At 62.4% G+C, this 18006-nt stretch carries 17 protein-coding genes; 9 read left to right on the top strand and 8 right to left on the bottom strand.

From position 1 onward, the window contains the following. Position 1 precedes the first annotated feature (1 nt). From nqrF to nqrM, 3 genes are read left to right on the top strand one after another with little or no spacing between them, the layout of a single operon-like run. A complete protein-coding gene (nqrF, locus tag ACEUCR_RS08440; protein WP_041993268.1) occupies positions 2-1225 on the top strand; it encodes an NADH:ubiquinone reductase (Na(+)-transporting) subunit F in 1224 nt (407 codons plus the stop codon). A gap of 3 nt (positions 1226-1228) precedes the next feature. Continuing rightward, positions 1229-2272: an FAD:protein FMN transferase gene (locus ACEUCR_RS08445; RefSeq protein WP_408789414.1), complete on the top strand. Its 1044-nt coding sequence runs from the start codon at positions 1229-1231 to the stop codon at positions 2270-2272. A gap of 9 nt (positions 2273-2281) precedes the next feature. Further along, positions 2282-2506: a (Na+)-NQR maturation NqrM gene (nqrM, locus tag ACEUCR_RS08450; protein ID WP_041993275.1), complete on the top strand. Its 225-nt coding sequence runs from the start codon at positions 2282-2284 to the stop codon at positions 2504-2506. An 89-nt stretch (positions 2507-2595) separates the two neighbouring features. Here the strand turns inward: nqrM and ACEUCR_RS08455 are convergent, their stop codons facing one another. Together ACEUCR_RS08455 and ACEUCR_RS08460 are read right to left on the bottom strand one after the other, a co-directional pair. Next, the gene (locus tag ACEUCR_RS08455) at positions 2596-2820 is read right to left on the bottom strand and encodes a hypothetical protein (RefSeq protein ID WP_408759659.1); all 225 of its coding nucleotides are present in this window, start codon (positions 2818-2820) and stop codon (positions 2596-2598) included. Between the two features lie 37 nt (positions 2821-2857). Beyond that, a complete protein-coding gene (locus tag ACEUCR_RS08460; protein ID WP_408789417.1) occupies positions 2858-3010 on the bottom strand; it encodes a hypothetical protein in 153 nt (50 codons plus the stop codon). 23 nt (positions 3011-3033) lie between these two features. Between ACEUCR_RS08460 and dinB the strand changes: the two genes are divergently transcribed. From dinB to rlmM, 6 genes are all read left to right on the top strand, one after another. Then, positions 3034-4098, top strand: a complete 1065-nt coding sequence (dinB, locus tag ACEUCR_RS08465) for a DNA polymerase IV (protein WP_111873765.1) — start codon at positions 3034-3036, stop codon at positions 4096-4098. A gap of 56 nt (positions 4099-4154) precedes the next feature. Continuing rightward, positions 4155-6296, top strand: a complete 2142-nt coding sequence (locus ACEUCR_RS08470) for a methyl-accepting chemotaxis protein (RefSeq protein ID WP_408789418.1) — start codon at positions 4155-4157, stop codon at positions 6294-6296. Positions 6297-6615: 319 nt separating this feature from the next. Beyond that, positions 6616-7536, top strand: a complete 921-nt coding sequence (locus ACEUCR_RS08475) for a transcriptional regulator GcvA (RefSeq protein ID WP_005893350.1) — start codon at positions 6616-6618, stop codon at positions 7534-7536. Then, positions 7529-8149, top strand: a complete 621-nt coding sequence (locus tag ACEUCR_RS08480) for an alpha/beta family hydrolase (protein ID WP_041993291.1) — start codon at positions 7529-7531, stop codon at positions 8147-8149. The genes ACEUCR_RS08475 and ACEUCR_RS08480 overlap by 8 nt, the downstream gene beginning before the upstream one ends. Positions 8150-8180: 31 nt before the next feature. After that, positions 8181-8567 (top strand): DUF423 domain-containing protein, encoded by a 387-nt coding sequence (locus ACEUCR_RS08485; RefSeq protein WP_408789420.1) that lies wholly within the window; start codon positions 8181-8183, stop codon positions 8565-8567. Continuing rightward, positions 8560-9654 carry a 23S rRNA (cytidine(2498)-2'-O)-methyltransferase RlmM gene (gene rlmM, locus ACEUCR_RS08490; RefSeq protein WP_041993297.1) on the top strand — a complete coding sequence of 365 codons (1095 nt, stop codon included), beginning with the start codon at positions 8560-8562 and terminating at the stop codon, positions 9652-9654. The genes ACEUCR_RS08485 and rlmM overlap by 8 nt, the downstream gene beginning before the upstream one ends. A 74-nt stretch (positions 9655-9728) precedes the next feature. On the opposite strand, the gene ACEUCR_RS08495 is transcribed toward rlmM, so the two are convergent. The 6 genes from ACEUCR_RS08495 to ACEUCR_RS08520 form a co-directional block, all read right to left on the bottom strand. Next, on the bottom strand, positions 9729-10166 hold the full coding sequence (locus ACEUCR_RS08495; RefSeq protein ID WP_041993300.1) for a hypothetical protein: 438 nt from the start codon (positions 10164-10166) through the stop codon (positions 9729-9731). Positions 10167-10286: 120 nt separating this feature from the next. Next, positions 10287-11294: an isocitrate dehydrogenase gene (locus ACEUCR_RS08500; RefSeq protein WP_408789423.1), complete on the bottom strand. Its 1008-nt coding sequence runs from the start codon at positions 11292-11294 to the stop codon at positions 10287-10289. Between the two features lie 148 nt (positions 11295-11442). Continuing rightward, positions 11443-12243: a flap endonuclease Xni gene (gene xni / locus ACEUCR_RS08505; RefSeq protein ID WP_392444108.1), complete on the bottom strand. Its 801-nt coding sequence runs from the start codon at positions 12241-12243 to the stop codon at positions 11443-11445. 133 nt (positions 12244-12376) lie between these two features. Beyond that, positions 12377-13732 (bottom strand): nucleotide 5'-monophosphate nucleosidase PpnN, encoded by a 1356-nt coding sequence (gene ppnN / locus ACEUCR_RS08510; protein ID WP_041993307.1) that lies wholly within the window; start codon positions 13730-13732, stop codon positions 12377-12379. Between the two features lie 191 nt (positions 13733-13923). Continuing rightward, the gene (locus ACEUCR_RS08515) at positions 13924-15543 is read right to left on the bottom strand and encodes a GGDEF domain-containing protein (RefSeq protein ID WP_408789426.1); all 1620 of its coding nucleotides are present in this window, start codon (positions 15541-15543) and stop codon (positions 13924-13926) included. Between the two features lie 95 nt (positions 15544-15638). Beyond that, a complete protein-coding gene (locus tag ACEUCR_RS08520) occupies positions 15639-17906 on the bottom strand; it encodes a hypothetical protein (protein WP_408789429.1) in 2268 nt (755 codons plus the stop codon). Positions 17907-18006: the final 100 nt, after the last annotated feature.

Below are 18006 nucleotides of genomic sequence, written 5' to 3' on the forward strand. Positions count from 1 at the left end.
AATGGAAATTATTCTGGGTGTGGTCATGTTCACCGTGATCCTGCTGGCCTTGGTGGCAGTCATTCTGTTCGCCAAGTCCAAGCTGGTGACCGCAGGTGACGTGACAATCAGCATCAACGGCGACCCGGCCAAGGCTGTCAGCAGCCCGGCGGGTGGCAAGCTGCTCGGCGTGCTGGCCGGCAGCGGTATCTTCGTCTCCTCCGCCTGCGGCGGCGGCGGCTCCTGCGGTCAGTGCAAGGTGCGGGTGAAATCCGGTGGCGGCGACATACTGCCGACCGAGCTGGATCACATCAGCAAGGGCGAGGCCCGTCACGGCGAGCGTCTGGCCTGCCAGGTGACGGTCCGTGCCGACATGGACATCGAACTGCCGGAAGAGATCTTCGGGGTGAAGAAGTGGGAATGTACCGTCATCTCCAATGACAACAAGGCCACCTTCATCAAGGAGCTCAAGCTGCAGATCCCCGATGGCGAGAGCGTCCCGTTCCGCGCCGGTGGTTATATCCAGATCGAAGCCCCGGCTCACCACGTCAAGTACAACACCTTCGATATTCCCGAGGAGTATCGTGGTGACTGGGATCGCTTCAAGATCTTCGATCTGGAGTCCACCGTGAAGGAGCCGATCATTCGTGCTTACTCCATGGCGAACTATCCGGAAGAGTTCGGCATCATCATGCTGAACGTGCGGATCGCGACCCCGCCGCCCAGCAACTGGACCGCCCCTCCCGGCCAGATGTCCTCCTATATCTTCAGCCTCAAGGCCGGAGACAAGGTGACCATCTCGGGTCCGTTCGGCGAGTTCTTCGCCAAGGACACCGACGCCGAGATGGTGTTCATCGGTGGTGGTGCCGGCATGGCGCCGATGCGTTCCCACATCTTCGACCAGCTGCGTCGCCTGAAGACCAATCGCAAGATGAGCTTCTGGTATGGTGCCCGTTCCAAGCGCGAGATGTTCTATGTCGAAGACTTCGACATGCTGGCCGCCGAGAACGACAACTTCCAGTGGCACGTCGCCCTGTCGGATCCGCAACCGGAAGACAACTGGGATGGCTACACCGGCTTCATCCACAACGTCTTGTTCGAGAACTACCTCAAGAACCACGAGGCGCCGGAAGATTGCGAGTTCTACATGTGTGGACCTCCCGTGATGAACGCGGCCGTCATCAACATGCTGAAAAACCTCGGCGTTGAAGACGAAAACATCCTCCTGGATGACTTTGGTGGTTAATCCATGCACAGTGTTGTAAAGACCTGGCTAGCCTTCGGGCTAGCCTTTTTCTTGGCGGGGTGCGGCCAGGAGAACGTCAAGACCCATCCGGAGATCCACATCACCGGCAGCACCATGGGCACCTACTACTCCATCAAGGTGGCGGACGATGCCATCCAGGACAAGGCCGGTTTCCAGGCCGAGGTCGATCGGCTGCTCGAGCGGGTGAACGATCAGATGTCCACCTACCGGCCCGAGTCCGAGCTGTCGCGTTTCAACCAGAGCCGTGACAACCAGCCCGTGGTGGTGTCCCGCGACACAGCCCGTGTGGTGACCGAGTCCCTCCATCTGGGTCGCGAGACCCGGGGCGCGCTGGACGTGACCGTGGGACCCCTGGTCAACCTGTGGGGCTTTGGCCCGGACAAGCGGCCGACCAAGGTGCCGTCCGACGAGCTGATCGCCCAGACCCGGCAGAAGACGGGCCTCGGCAATCTGCATGTGATCACCTCGGCCGATGCCGATACCCTGCAAAAGGACATCCCGGATCTCTATGTGGATCTCTCCTCGATCGCCAAGGGCTTTGGGGTGGACAAGGTGGCCGAGTACCTGGAAGCCAGGGGCTCGCGCAACTACCTGGTGGAGATAGGCGGCGAACTGCGCATCAATGGCGTCAACGGCAAGGGTCACCCCTGGCGCGTTGCCATCGAGAAGCCGACCGCCAATCTGGGCTCGGTACAGGAGGTGATCCAGGTCGGTGACAACGGGGTTGCCACCTCGGGGGATTATCGCAACTATTACGAGATGGATGGTCAGCGTTTCTCCCACACCATAGATCCCGCCACCGGCAAGCCCATTCACCATCGACTGGTGTCGGTGACAGTGGTGCATCCCTCCTGCATGACCGCAGATGGATTGGCCACGGCGCTGACCGTGATGGGGCCCGAGAAGGGCATGGCCTATGCCACCGAACAGGGGCTGGCCATCTTCATGGTGACCAAGACGGATGAAGGGTTCGAGGAGACTTACTCCCCCGCCTTCCAGCCATTTCTGACCCGCAATCAGGGGTAAGGATTGAATATGCAGATTTTTCTGATCACCTTCGGGGTGTTTCTGTTGGTGGTGGTCGGCATGGCCATCGGTTACATCTTCCAGAAGAAGAGCATCTCCGGCTCCTGTGGCGGCCTTGGCACCATAGGGATTGAGAAGGAGTGCGACTGTCCGGAACCCTGCGACAATCGCAAGCAGAAGATGGCCAAGGAAGAGGCTCGCCGCAAGATGCTGGAAGAGCACAGGATCATCTGATTGCCATCAGGCCATCCCCCGGGATGGCCTTGTTGGTTGCCGGGTTGCCGGGTTGCCGGGTTGGCGATGCAGCTCCTCTCCTGGCCACGTCAGTAGTCGTATTGGCTGCACCGTTTTTTCTGGTACTCCTGCTGCCAGCGGGCCAGCTCCTCTCGTGTGCCCAGGGTGTCTCCCCTGGCAATGCTCTGCTTGAGTATGAGTATCCTGTCGTGCAGCCAGCGGCACTCGGCGGTGGGATGCTGCTTGGCACTCCCCAGCATGGGCCAGAGCAGCAAGCCCGCGACCAGCCCCCGATATCGCCATCCTCTTTTCATATCCCCTCCCGAATCTTCCCTTGTCGCGTCTTGCAGACTAGTGCAATGGCGTCAGTGTCTCCTCGGTGGCCCCCTGAATGGGGTTGCCATGGCCTCCTGAGCCGCCCCCGCACGAGGGGAAGGAGTGGGGCTGCGTCTTGTGCAGATCCGGCATGGCATCCAGGGGCGCGCTGCGGTAGCATGGGGTCATAAACTGTTTATTTGTACAGTGTCATGCGCAAGATCATTCACATCGATATGGATTGTTTCTTCGCTGCCGTCGAGATGCGCGAGAACCCGGCCCTGCGGGAGGTGCCGCTGGCCATCGGTGGCGCGGCGGACAGGCGGGGGGTCATCTCCACCTGCAACTATGTGGCGCGCCGCTTCGGGGTTCGCTCTGCCATGCCCACCGCCCTGGCGCGCAAGCTCTGTCCGCCCCTGGTGTTGTTGCCGGGGCGGATGGCCCTCTACAAGGAGACCTCGACCCGGATCCAGGCCATCTTCCACCGTTACACGGATCTGGTGGAGCCCCTCTCCCTGGATGAAGCCTATCTGGATGTGAGCGCCAGCCCCCACTGCGGCGGCAGCGCGACCCTGATGGCGATGGAAATCCGTGCTGCCATCGCCAGCGAGCTGGGGCTGACTGCCTCGGCCGGGGTGGCCCCCAACAAGTTTCTGGCCAAGCTCGCCTGCGAGCGGCGCAAACCGGACGGCCTCTTCGTCATCGCCCCCCAGGAGGTGGATGAGTTCGTGCGCAATCTGCCCCTTGGCAAGATCCCTGGGATAGGGCGCAAGACGGCGGAGCGGCTCGAGTTGCAGGGGCTCTATCTGTGCGAGGATGCGCGCCAGCTCAGTGACGAGGAGCTCAAGGCACGCTTTGGCAAGCTGGGAGCCATGCTGGCCGAGCGAGTCTGGGGTCGTGACGACAGCCAGGTGCAGCCGACCCGGGTGCGCAAGACCATAGGGGTGGAGACCACCCTGGATGCGGATGTCCATGACGAGGCGGCCTGCTGGGCCGTGCTCAGCCGGCTTATCCCCGAACTGGAGCTGCGCTTTGGTCAGCGCTGCCCACCCGAACAGATCATGGGGCAGGGGATCAAGCTCAAGTTTGCCGATTTCCAGCAGACCAGCGTCTATCGCAGCCACGGTGGCTATTCGGCCACCCTGTTCCACGATCTGCTCCATGAAGGGCTGCTGCGGGCGGAGGGGAAACCCATACGGCTCCTGGGATTGGTGGTGGGTCTGCCCAGGGAGGGGGAGGTGAACCAGCTCAGCCTGGATCTCGATACGGGTGGTTAAGTTTTTGTTGTTGCCACCGATAACCTGAAGACGACTGCACTAAAAGGATCTTTCGCATGTTTTCTCTCTCGGTCCAGGGGCGTATTACCCTGATTGCGGGTTGCTCCCTGTTGCTGTGTGCCGCCACCCTGGTGGTCTCTTCCCTCTACACCGGTTCGCGCATGCAAGATGAGGTGATGAGGTCCACCACCACGGAGGCCGAGCTCGCCGCCACCCGCTGGATGCAGGCCATGGGTTCCGAGCAGGCGGCCAGGATCACCAGCTATCTGGACGAAGCCTACTTCAGGACCACCCTGCTGGCCCAGAGCCTGCTGTTCCAGCGCCAGAACGCCGCCGACAACTTCACCCACTCCGAGGCGCTGCGGGGCGCCATCAACCAGCAGCTGCACAGTGCGGTCACCCACTCCCCGAATCTCATCGGCGCCTACGCCATCTTCGAGCCGGATCAACTGGATGGGGAAGATGCCAACTACCAGGGCTCGACCGAGCTGGGTTCCAACGACAAGGGGCGCTTCTCCAGCTACTGGGCCCATGTGGGGGACAAGGTGAGCCTGGAGGTGATGGACGAGGCGACCCTCAAGGATGCCAGCCCGGATGCGTTCGGCACGCCCCAGAACGAGTGGTATCGCTGCAGCCTGCGGGAGCAGGCGCTCTGTCTGCTCGAGCCCTATCTGGACGACGTGGGGGGCGAGCAGGTGCTGATGACCTCGGTCACCACGCCGCTGCGCGAAGAGGGAGCACTGCTTGGCATGGTCGGCATGGACATCTCCCTGGCCAGGTTGCAGACGCTGGTGGCCGAGATGGATCAGACCCTCTACCAGGGCCAGGGGCGCATCTTGCTGCTGAGCCAGGGGGGCCGGGTGGCGGGCGCCGCCGGGTTTGACATCAAGCCGGGGGAGGCGCCCGGTACCCGGGATCAGGCACTGCTGACCCAGATTGGCGACTGGCTGCGCCAGGGAGAGCCGCTCACCCAGTGGAGCCAGGATGGTGCCAGCCTGCAGAGCTTCATGCCGGTCGCCATGCGGGGCACCTCCCAGCACTGGGGCATCTATATCGATCTGCCCCGCACCGTGGTGCTGGCCTCGGCCAACCAGCTGCAGGGAGAGCTGGCGGCCCAGGCCAGGAGCAGCGTCTGGTCTCAGCTCGGGGTCGGGGGGGCCATCACCCTGGGCGCCCTGCTGTTTATCTGGTGGATGGCCCATCGCATCGTGGCCCCCATCCGTGCCGTGGTGGCGCGACTCAAGGACATTGCCTCGGGGGAGGGGGATCTCACCCAACGCATCGATATCCAGCGCAGCGACGAGATTGGCGAGCTGGCCGATGGTTTCAACGGTTTTCTCGACAAGCTGCAAATCACCATAGGCGACATCATCACCACGGTGGGCGGCACCCGGGCCAGCGCCAGCGAGGCCGCCGTGGTGGCAGACAGCACCAGCGCGGGGATGCAGGCCCAGTACCAGGAGGTGGATCTGGTGGCGACGGCTTTCGAGGAACTCAGTGCCACCGCCCTGCAGGTCTCGGGCCATGCCAGGGCGGCGGTGGCGGCGGCCGATGAGGCCGACAGCGCCGCCCAGGAGGGCAAGTTCGTGGTGGCCGATACCCAGGAGGCCATGGCCAGGCTGATGGCGGTGATCAGCGAGGCCAAGCCGGAGGTGGAGCGACTGTCGGTCAACAGCGAGAACATCAACGACATCCTCACCGTGATCCAGAGCATCGCCGAGCAGACCAACCTGCTGGCACTCAATGCCGCCATCGAGGCGGCGCGGGCCGGGGAGCAGGGGCGTGGCTTCGCTGTGGTGGCGGACGAGGTGCGCAACCTGGCCGGTCGTACCCAGAATGCCATCGTGGAGATCCAGGCTCTCATCCATCAGCTGCAATCGGGCACTCAAGGGGTGGTCAAGGCGATCATGAGCGGCCACAGTCAGGCGGATCTCACCCTGGGCAAGGTGGACTCCTCGGTGCGGGTGCTCGAGCAGATCATCTATGCGGTGGGCACCATACACCAGATGAACGAGCAGATAGCCAGGGCAGCGGGGGAACAGAGCGGGGTGGCCGACGAAATCAACCGTAACGTCAGCAACATTCGCGACGTGAGCCACCGCATTCGCGAGCAGGCGGCGAGTGCGGCCGAAAACAGCCGGGCCCTGGCCGCCCTGGCGGATCAACAGCAGCAACTGGTCGGTCAGTTCAAGGTGTGACGACGGCACCCCGGCGGTTCATGGGGTGCCAATCCATTATTTTTTCAACAAAAAAAGGCGCCATCCATAGGAGGCGCCAAACACATTCAGATGACAGACTGGGTCAAAGCCTTGCGGCCAAAACCCCTCTTCCCGCAGAGGAAGAAACACAACACCACAATCGGAAGCCGGCTCAAAAAGCACATGTGAACCACACGGAGCAGAAAAAGTGAGCCATATGACAACGGATTGCGGGGCGAATTATGTTTATTCGCTGGTCGGCCCGCAACCGACAAATTATAATGCCGTCCATTAGAAAAACTCATCGTTGGCTGGTGTCATGTCTCGTCGTTTACCCCCGCTCAATGCGCTCAAGGCTTTCGAAGCGGCGGCGCGCCACTTAAGTTTTACCCGGGCAGCCGAAGAGCTGTTCGTGACTCAGGCTGCCATCAGCCACCAGATCAAGGCACTGGAAGAGTACCTTGGCATCAAGCTGTTCCGGCGCAAGAACCGCTCCCTGCTGCTGACCGAGGAGGGGCAAGGCTACTTCCTCGACATCAAGGACATCTTCGCCTCCATCTCGGAGGCCACCGACAAGCTGCTGGCCCGCAGCGCCAAGGGGGCCCTCACCGTCTCCCTGCAGCCCAGCTTCGCCATCCAGTGGCTGGTGCCGCGGCTGGTGCGTTTCAGCGAGCGCCACCCCGACATAGACGTGCGGATCAAGGCGGTGGACATGGACGAGGGGGCGCTCACCGACGACGTGGACGTGGCCATCTATTACGGTCGCGGCAACTGGCCGGGACTGCGCTGTGACAAACTGCACACCGAGTACCTGATCCCCGTCTGCTCCCCCCTGCTGCTGACCGGCCCCAAGCCGCTGCGCACCCCGGAGGATCTGACCCGTCACACCCTGCTGCACGACACCTCCCGTCGCGACTGGAAGGCCTGGTTTCGCCAGCTCGACATCGATGCGCCCAACGTCAACCAGGGACCCATCTTCAGCCACTCCACCATGGTGATCCAGGCGGCGATCCATGGCCAGGGGGTGGCGCTCGGCCACAGCGTGCTGGCTCAGCCTGAAATCGAGGCGGGCCGTCTCATCTGTCCGTTCGAGCAGGTGCTGGTGAGCAAGAATGCCTTCTACCTGGTGTGTCAGGAACAGCAGGCGGATCAGGGCAAGATAGTGGCGTTTCGCGACTGGATGCTGGAGTTGGTGGAACAGGAAGAGGCCCGCCGCCGGGCGAGGCTGGCCGATGCCTGATCTGATCCGGGAGGGGGCGGCGGACGCCCCGGTGCGTATCCTGCTGGCCCATGGCGCCGGTGCCGGCATGGAGCACAGCTTCCTGGCCGAGCTGTCCCGACTGCTGGCGGGGCCGGAGATAGAGGTGGTGCGCTTCAACTTTCCCTACATGAGCAAGCGGGCCCAGGACGGCAGGCGCAGACCGCCGGACCGGCAGCCGGTCTTGCTGGACCATTGGCGCCAGATGGTACAGCAGTTCGCCCATCCCAGGCTCTATCTGGCCGGCAAATCCATGGGGGGGCGGATGGCGGCCGAGATAGCCGATGAGGTGAATGCTGCAGGATTGCTCGTTCTCGGGTATCCTTTCCACCCTCCCGCCAAGCCCGATGCCTGGCGCGGCGAGGTGCTCAAGACGATCGCGACGCCAACCCTGCTGCTGCAAGGGGAGCGCGACAGCTTCGGCAGTCGCCTCGAGCTAGCCGATTTTCCCTTCTGTGCCCGGGTCGATGTGCGCTGGCTGACCGATGGCGATCACGGTTTCAAGCCGCGCAAGGCAAGCGGTTTGACCGAGTCGGACAACCTGGCGCAGGCGGCGGCCCACATCAGGGCCTTCATCGGGGCAGGGGCCATCTGATCCGTTTTCCCTGTCGAGAAGGAGTGTCTGGATGCGAACTCATCCTGTCTGGTTGGTGCTCGCGGGCCTGTTTGGCCTGACGGCGACCATCCTGGGGGCCTATGGTGCCCATGGCCTGGCGGCGAGCGGTGTCACGCCGGCCAAGCTGGCGGCCTATCAGAGCGCGGTCAACTATCAGTTCTTTCATGCCCTGGCCCTGCTGATGCTGGGCTGGTGTGCACCGCGCCGCCGTGCCGTGACGGTGGCGGGCGTTGCGTTCACGCTGGGGATCCTGGGATTCTCCGGCAGTATTTATGCCATGGTGCTGCTTGGCAGCAAGGGGCTGGGGCTTGTGACCCCGGCCGGTGGCCTCTGTTTTATGTTGGGATGGACCGCCCTTGTCTGGGTGGGCTGTCGTCTTGGAGGAAAAAATGAATAATCTGCTGCTTTATTGCCGCCCCGGTTTTGAGAAAGAGGCGGCGGCAGAGATCACCGAGCGTGCCAGTAACATGCAATGCTACGGTTTCGCCCGGGTCAAGGACGACAGCGGTTACGTGATATACGAGTTGTATGACGAGGAGCAGGCCGATCTGCTGGCGCGCAAGCTGCCGTTCCGTGAGCTTATCTTCATCCGTCAGATGCTGGTGGTGACCCACGAGCTGAAGGATCTGGACGTGGCGGATCGGATCTCCCCCATCATCGAAGCGGCGCGTGACTACACCATCTGTGGCGATCTGCGGGTGGAAACCGCCGACACCAATGAGGCGAAAGAGCTGTCGGCCTTCTGCCGCAAGTTCACCGTCCCCTTGCGCCAGGCCCTGCGCAGCAACGAGATCCTGACCAAGAAGGAGACAGGCAACCGCCCCGTGTTCCACGCCTTTTTCATGGCCAACGATCACCTGCTGCTGGGCTACTCCTACTCCTTCAACAACTCCGAATTCCACATGGGCATACCGCGCCTGCGCTGCCCGGCCGATGCGCCGAGCCGCTCCAGCCTCAAGCTGGAAGAGGCCTTCTATGTGTTCGTACCCAAGGAGGAGTGGAGCCGTCGTCTCACCTCCGGCATGAAGGCGGTGGATCTGGGGGCCTGCCCCGGCGGCTGGACCTATCAGCTGGTGCGTCGCGGCATGATGGTGACCGCGGTGGACAACGGCATGATGGCCCCATCCCTGATGGAGACGGGCCAGGTCAAGCATGTTCGTGATGACGGTTTCGTCTGGCGGCCCGGCAAGAAGAACATCTACTGGCTGGTGTGCGACATGGTGGAGAAGCCGGCGCGGGTGACCCACATGATCGCGGACTGGTTCCGGGAAGGGGACTGCCAGGAGGCCATGTTCAACCTCAAGCTGCCGATGAAGAAGCGCTATGCCGAGGCGGTGCACAACATAGAGGTGCTGCGTGACCTGCTCAGGCAGATCGACAACGCCTTCGTGATCCAGGCCAAGCAGCTCTACCACGACAGGGAAGAGATCACGGTACATGTCTACAACAAGTACTGGGTCTCCAAGCTCGAAGAGAAGATCTGACGGCGACACCCCGAAAAGACAGAAACAAGCAGACCGGCGCGAGCCGGTCTGCTTTTTGGGGCAAGAGGAGCAAGCTAGAACTTGTAGTCAAAGCGCAGGGAAGACTCGTCATCGGTGACCTTGAGCTCGACTTGCAGCGGGATCGTCTTGTCGGTCGGGTTGAACTGCACCTTGACCCCGTCGCCCCGCAACTTGACCGCCGTGTTCATGCCGCCTGCCTTGAACTTGATCTTGGGCTTGTAATTCTCGAAGGCGAGGCTGACGCTCTTTTCCGGCGTCAGATTGAGCTTCTGGTAGTGGGTGATGGTCTGGTTGCCCAGGTTGTCCGTGGTGATCTCGACGCCAAAGGAGAGGGGTTTGGGGGCTTTCAACAGGTCATTGGTGTCCAGACTGGATTGCCAGGTCTGAGTGGGGGTTTGTGGGGGGGCCTCTTTCCAGGCTCGCTGCGCGACGGGTCTGTCGATGGCCATTACCCCGCTGCTTATCAATAGCAGCATCAGCATAGCTCGCATGTCGGATCTCCTTATCCTTGGTCTATTGAACATAGTTGCCATTGGGACAAGGGGAAAGCGGTGAGTCTGATAAAACAAAGGGAGCCGAAGCTCCCTTTTTAAATCAATGGATTAAATCATTTACAGCCGGGCAATGATGGCCTGGGTGAACTGGTCGGTAGAGGCGCTGCCCCCCAGATCCCGGGTCACGCATTCGCCCGCTTCTATGGTGGCGCGCACCGCCTCGCGGATCCGCTCTGCCTTGTCCTGCATGCCGAGGTATTCCAGCATCTGGATGGCGGCGAGGATGACGGAGGTGGGGTTGGCGATGTTCTTGCCCGCGATGTCCGGCGCCGAGCCGTGGACCGCCTCGAAGATGGCCGCCCCTTCGCCTATGTTGGCGCCCGGGGCCATGCCTAAGCCCCCCACCAGGCCGGCGCACAGATCCGAGAGGATGTCGCCAAACAGGTTGGTGGTGACCATCACATCGAACCGCTCCGGGTACATCACCAGGTTCATGCAGGCGGCGTCGACTATCATCTCCTCGCTCTGGATGTCCGGGTAGCGGGCGGCGACTTCCCGGGCCACTTCCAGGAACAGGCCCGAGGTGGATTTGAGGATGTTGGCCTTGTGGACCGCGGTGACCTTCTTGCGACTCTCCTTGCGGGCCAGCTCGTAGGCGAAGGTGACGATGCGCTCGGCCCCATCCCGAGTGATGATGCTCATCGCCTCGGCGCTGTTGTTGTCGTCGCTGCGCTTCTGGCCTGCCCCCGAATACATGCCTTCGGTGTTTTCCCGCACCGTGATGATGTCGATGTTGTCGTAGCGGCTCTTGGTGCCCTTGAAGGAGATGACGGGGCGAACGTTGGCGTAGAGATGGAATCGCTTGCGCAGGGAGACGTTGATGGAGGTGAAGCCGCCGCCGACCGGGGTGGTGAGCGGCCCTTTCAGGCTGATCTTGTTCTTTTCAATCAGATCGAGCGTGGACTGGGGCAGCAACTCGCCATGTTTCTCGAGGGCCACCAGGCCCGCATCGGCGTATTCATATTCGAAGTCGCAGCCGGCATGGGTCAGGATCTGGATGGCGGATTCGATGATGCTGGGGCCTATGCCGTCGCCCGGGATGACGGTGATCTTGGTTTTTGACATGAAACGTATCCACTTCTAGGGAACAGAGGAGGGGGAGGATTCGGCGGTTTTTATATCATTTTTACCCCAATCCCACCATGTTTCTTTACATTCTACCGGTTTTCCTCAACAGCGAAGGTGAGCGCCGTCATGATTGCGCCGACGCGGATCAGCGAGGCGTATAGCGGATCTCCTGCAGGTTGAAGCCCAGGGGAATGTCGAGCCTCAGTCGCACCAGTGTCTGGGCGAGTCTGGCATTTTCGGCCTGGGCCAGCACCTTTTGCAGGGGCTTGCCAGCCTCCTCGATGGCCACTGCCAGCATGCCGTCCAGGCTGCCGTATTGCTGCAGCAGCTGGGTCGCGCCCTTGGGGCCTATGCCCGCCACCCCCTTGATGCTGGAGCCAGCCACCCCGGTCAGGGCCCAGAAATCGACGAGCTGGTCCGGGGCGACCCCATAGTGCTGCTGGACGAAGGCGGCATCGAGCCAGCGCTTGTTGAAGTAGTCGCGCACCTGGATCCCGGGGCCTATCAGCTGGCAGAACCCCTTGTCGGTGGAGATGATGGTGGCCCTGTGGCCGTGGCGGGCGATGCCGCAGGCCAGGGTGGCCACCAGATCATCGGCCTCGTCCGTCTGGGAGAGCAGGGCATCGATGCCGCACTCCCAGAAGGCATCCTGCAGGCTGGCCAGCCCGGCCTTGAGTTCGGGGGGCATGGGGCTGCGCCCCGCCTTGTAGTCAGGATAGAGCCCCTTGCGCCAGCCTGGCACCTCGCCATCGAGCTCACTATCAAATACGGCGATGACATGGGTCGGCGCCGCACCTGCCAGCAGCTTGCGGCTGGTGTTGACCAGGTTGGCCCGGGTGGCGAGCAGTGCCTGCTCCGGACTCAGAGCTTGCTGGGCCTGTACCGCATGGAGGCGGCGGATGAGGTTGAGGGCATCGATGATCAGCAGATGAGACTTGGGCGACATGGTGGCGGTGCGCTTTCTCCAAGGGCCGGCTCGGGGAGCGGCGGGGTGTGGCGCTGGCGCGCGGGAATGGCGCCATTGTAACAAGGGAGGGGCGTCATTGCGCCCCTCCCGTCACGGGGTGATGCTCCTTGTCCTAGCGCACTATCTCGTAGCAGGGCACATACTGGCTGCCCGGCAGCTTCATGCGCTGCTGCTTGACGAAGCTCTCCAGCAGCTTGTCCATCAGCACCATCAGCTCCTTGTCGCCGTGCAGCTTGAAGGGGCCGTGCTGCTCGATGGCATGGAGCCCCGCCTCCTTGACGTTGCCCGCCACTATGCCGGAGAAGGCGCGGCGCAGGTGCGCCGCCAGCTGCTGTGGCGCCTGGTTGCGGTGCAGATCCAGGCTGGCCATGTTGGCGTGGTTGGGCTCGAAGGGCAGCTGGAAGTCGGGCTCTATCTTGAGGGACCAGTTGAAGGAGTAGGCATCCCCCACCGACTTGCGGTACTCGCGAATGCGCGGCATGGCCTCCTTCATGGTGCGGGCCACCTCGGGGGCATCTCCCACTATGATGCGATAGAGGCTGGTGGCCGGCTCTCCCAGGGTCGCCTTGATGAAGTCGTCGATGGCGCGGAAGTAGTCGGCGCTCTCCTTGGGCCCGGTCAGTACGATGGGGATGGGTTGGCGCTCGTTGGCCGGGTGCATCATGATGCCGAGCAGGTAGAGCAGCTCCTCCGCGGTGCCGACCCCGCCCGGGAAGATGATGATGCCGTGGCCCAGGCGCACGAACGCCTCGAGCCGCTTCTCTATGTCCGGCAGTATCACCAGTTCGTTGACGATGGGGTTGGGAGGCTCGGCCGCTATGATGGAGGGCTCGGTCAGGCCTATGTAGCGGCCATCGCGCACCCGCTGCTTGGCATGGCCCACGGCAGCCCCCTTCATGGGCCCCTCCATGGCGCCTGGGCCGCAGCCGGTGCAGATGTTGAGCTCGCGCAGGCCCAGCTCGCTGCCCACCGCGCGGGTGTACTGGTATTCCGTCTCGTTGATGGAGTGACCGCCCCAGCACACCACCAGGTTGGGGTCCGCCCCCGGGTGGATCGCCTTGGCGTTGCGCAAGATGGAGAAGACCAGGTTGGAGATGTGACTCGGGCTGGTCAGATCCACCAGGCGGTTGGCTTCTATCTGGTTGGAAACATAGAGGATGTCGCGCAGTACCGAGAAGAGATGCTCCTGGATGCCGCGGATGATGTCGCCATCGACGAAGGCGTGCTCAGGTGCGTTGAACAGTTCCAGCTTGACCCCGCGCTCGCGCCGGATCACATGAATGTCGAATGATTTGAAACGCTCCAGAATCTCCTTGGAGCTGTCGGTGTGGCTGCCCGAATTCAGTACCGCCAGCGAGCAGTTGCGAAACAGTTGATAGATATCGCTGGAGGCCGTCTGCTTGAGTCTGTCGACTTCGAGCTGGGACAGCAGGTCCATGCTGCCCACGGGATTGATGTGCGTGATCATGATCTTCCCCTTCTCGCTCAGTTGTTATCGTTCTCTCTTTCCCTGGGGATAGAGGGGATGCCTTTGGGCATCCCTCTCGCCTGATAGTAGAGCCAACGGATGGGGGAGGGGAATAGGGGCGGGTGCGACTGCCGTTTTTTTGAGCGGCTGCGAAGGGGGCCGGCGTGCCGGCCCCCCCTTCACGGTGGGCATCAGCCCAGGTCGGTGTTGACCCTGTCGCGGCCAGCGTGCTTGGAGCCATAGAGCGCCTTGTCCGCCCGCTCGAATGCGTCGGAGGGCTGATCCCCCTCCTTGAACAGGGTGGCACCGATGGAGATGGTGATCTCGACCCTGGCATCGCGAAAACGGAACGGAATGCTCTTGATCGCCTTGCGCAGGTTCTCGAGAGGGGTTTCGAACTTGTCCGGATTGACGTTGGGCAGCAGCACCACGAACTCCTCGCCGCCGAAGCGGGCGATGAAGTCGGTATCGCGCAGGGATTTTTGCAGCGCCTTGGCGACCACCTTGAGTGCCTTGTCCCCCGCCATGTGGCCGTAGTTGTCATTGATCCCCTTGAAGTGATCTATGTCGATGATGGCCAGGCACAGGGGGGTGCGATAGCGCAGCCAGCGCTTGTATTCCAGCTCGAGCCGCTCATCCAGGGCCGCCCGGTTGTGGACCTGGGTCAGGCTGTCGAGGAACAGCTTGTGCTTCTGGATGGTGAGGCGCTTCTTGTACTCCGCCGTCTCCTCCTTCATCAGCCGCAGCTTGGCCTCCATGGTGGAGAGGCGGGTGATGAGGTGCAGCTCGCGGGCCGTCATGGCCTCGCGCTCCTTGAGCAGCAGGCCGATGGCGGCCATGTGGTCGCTGATGGCCTGCTTGAGCGCCTCCGAGGAGTGGTGGCGGGTCAGGGTGTCATCGATGGCCTGGACCTCGTTGTCCAGGGCCTGGCGGCTGGTCTGGCTCGCCTGCTGCAAGGCCCGCCCCTCATCCAGGGATTCGGTGAAGTTGAAATGAACCGAGGAGAGGCTCTCGTTGAGGGCGGTCAGGAAGGCGCGCGAGCTCTTGCGCTCCTCGCGGGTGCCCTCGATGATGAGCTGGATCACCTGCAGGCAGGACTCTGCCAGCAGGGAGGGATCCATCCCCATCAGCAGCTGGCGGCGGATCTCTCCCAGGCTCTCCCCCACGGCGCCGGCAAAATCGAGCTCGGTGATGAGGCGCTGCAGCTCGTCGGCGATGCGGTTGTAGACCTTGACGTCGAGGCTGGCGGCCTCGTCCGTTTCCTGGGGCACGCCATTGGCCCCCTTGTCGGCGGAGGTGCCATAAGGGGGGAGAGGCTGGCTGGGCAGCAGCTGGATCTTGATGGCCTGCTGGTAGAACTCCAGCAGCTGGGCGACCCGGCGCTGATGGTCGCTGAGGCCATAGCCGTTGGGGGCGGCCAGGAAGGCCTTGAGGGACTTGCGGGTCTCCTCCGGGAATCCCTTGAGGGACTTGAGCTGCCGGGAACCGAGTTCGATGGCGCTGGCGGTCAGGGTGATAGACTCTTCCAGGGCCGTACTGTGCTGTTGCAGCAGCTTCTCGATGGCGGCGAGGTCGTTGTCCAGGCTGGTCAGGGAGGGTTGTCCCTCCAGCTTCTGCTTGAGACGGGCGAGCTTGTTGTCGAGTTCGCGATCATGGCCGCGGCAGGCCTGCATCAGCTTGGCGATAAACTGGATGCTGCGGCTGCGCTCGGCCTGGCTGCAGAGCACAGTTTCATCGAGCTCGAGTTGCTTGTGCTGGAGCGACTCCCTGAGTCTGGCCAGTTGCCCTGCTACGGCAGTGATGTCATTCATTGTTCAGGCTGCCCTGTTTGTTGTTATTGTCCATGGAGGTGGGATAGTCCTCTGTGGGCGAGGCCGACTCAGATCCCCAGCGATCCGCTATCTTGTCATCGATCATCTGCGCCTCTCGTCCGTGACAGGCCAGGCCAGTTGATCCACTGTTTGTCGTGAGAAGAGTTTACTTTTACCAATCCCTTGTCAATCGCCATCAGGCAGCATTGCCACACGTCACCGTTAAAAAACGCCGCCTGTTGGCAGTCGATCGCCGCCAGTTCCAGCCAGGCGCTCTGATTGGCTCGCTCGCTGAGCTGGGTCGCGCCCGCCAGGGCCAGGTAGCAGAGGTCGAACAGACCGAGGTGATCGAGGGCACTGGCGGCCTTGGGCAGGAAGGGGTGGCTGACGATGCCAAGGCTGATGCGGCGATCCAGGGGCTGATCGCAGGGGAAGGCGGCGAGTTGTTCCAGCAGCTGCCTGGCCAGCTGATGCAGCTGGGCGACGTGGCGCTGGGGCACCACATAGAGCAGATGCCCCTCGCGCAGGTCATAGATGCGGCCATCGGTGGGGGTCAGCCCGGCCACATAGTCGCCGAAGGCGCTCTCTATCTCCCGTGCCAGCTGATAGCCGTGGCGTTCCAGGTTGTTGGCCAGGAAGGGAACCCGGAACAGCAGGTAGTGCAGCTTGTCGTCGAACTCCCCCTCGGTCAGCTCATTGAGGTACCAGCGCTCCGATTTTTGCTGGCGCTTGGCCATCTCCCTGGGCCAGCGATTCATCAGGCGCTGCCAGTTGGCCAGGCCGCTGCGGGGTTCAATCAGCATGGCTTCGCCGAGAAAACGCGCCTGCTGGCGGGCACTCTTGAGTCGCAGCCAGAGGGTGAAGAAGAGGTAGATGAAGAAGGCGAGCAGTAGGCCCGAGATGACGCTCGACCAGAGGTAGCGTTCCTGCTGGTGGCGACTGTGATCCAGGCTCAGCTCCAGGGCCTTGATCTGCTGCTCCCGCTCGATCTGGCTGTAGTTGTCGCGGATCGCCTCCTGCTCCAGATCCACCTGCTGCTGGTTGATCCGCTCGCTCAGCTGGTGGAAGCGCTTGTAACTCTCCAGGGCCTGTTGCAGGTAGCCCTTCTGCTCATAGGCCAGGGAGAGCAGGCGGTAGATCTCGAGCTGGCGGCGCACGTCGTCTATCTGATTGGCCAGCTCCTGGGCCCCTTCCAGCTGCAGGATGGCGATGGCCGCCTCCTTCTGCTTGAGGTGCAGCTCCCCGAGCAGCAGCAGGGTATCGATCAGGGGCTCCTTGTCATCTCCCGCCCTGTGCGCCTGGCGGGCGGCGCTGAGATAGCTGCGGGCCAGGGGCAGGTTGCCGCTTTGCAGATAGGTCTTGCCTATCTCGTACTTGAGCTGGGCGACCCGGGTACGCTGGCTCCCTTCGTCCAGCAGATCCAGGGCATTGAAGAAGTAGACCAGGGCCATGTTCATGTCGCCCTGGTTGCGGTTGAGACTCGCCAGCACGCTCAGGGCCTGGCTGAGCAGTATGGGGTTGCCGAGGGCGTGAAAGTAGTTGGTGGCCTCGTTGGCGTATTGCAGCGCCTTATGGGGCTCCTGCTCCTCCTGATAGAGGTTCACTATCTGGTTGGCGAGCAGGCCGAGGAAGAGGGGGTCGGCCAGGGGTCTGGCCTGTTGCTGGGCCGAGATGTAGTCGCCAAGGGCCAGTTGCGGCTGACCGAGGGCATGATAGAGGTCGCCGCTGACGGCATCGATCCAGGCCAGGGCTCTGATGTCGCCGGTGGCGTTTGCCCACTGCCGCGCCTCGGTGATCCGCTGCTTGGCCTCCTCGAACTGATGGGCCTGGATCTGATCGGTGGCGCGCAGCAGTCGGCTGTAGACCTGCAGTGGACTGTTCTGGAGTGTCCGCTCGTCGAGCAGGCGGGAGAGCTGGGCGCGCAGGGGGGCATTGTCCTGACCGGCACCCAGCAGGTTCTGGTTGCGCAGCATCAGATAGAGGCTCTGGGCCTGCAGCTCTGGTTGCTGCTCCTTGCTGGCCAGGGTCAGGGCCTGCTGCAGGTCCTGCTGGGCCAGCTTGTATTGACCGAGCTGGATCAGGCACTCCCCCTTGAGCAGGTGGGCACCGGTGGCCTGGGCTATGGTGCCGAAGGTGAGCATGGGTTCGCGGTAGCCATAGTCCTGGCGACTATTGATGATCTGCTTGGGATTGTTGGCCGTGCGGACCAGGAAGGCGGAGGTGATCTGTACGCATCTGGCCGGATCGCTTTGCACCAGGGTCTGAGCCTGCTGGAGATCGATAGACAATTGATCCTTGGTCAGGTCCACGCTGGGAGCCGACAGGGAGGACATCATCATTGCCAGAAAAAACAGTTGATTCATGGTATTGAGGGCCGCACGGGGGTGAGGGCATGTTATCCAAGCCCCCCCCCGTGAGTCCAGAGTTTACTGACAGATATGATACCGGTGTCATTGCCGTCAG

Origin of the sequence: Aeromonas bivalvium (assembly GCF_046078285.1) — a bacterium.
Lineage (GTDB): Bacteria > Pseudomonadota > Gammaproteobacteria > Enterobacterales > Aeromonadaceae > Aeromonas > Aeromonas bivalvium.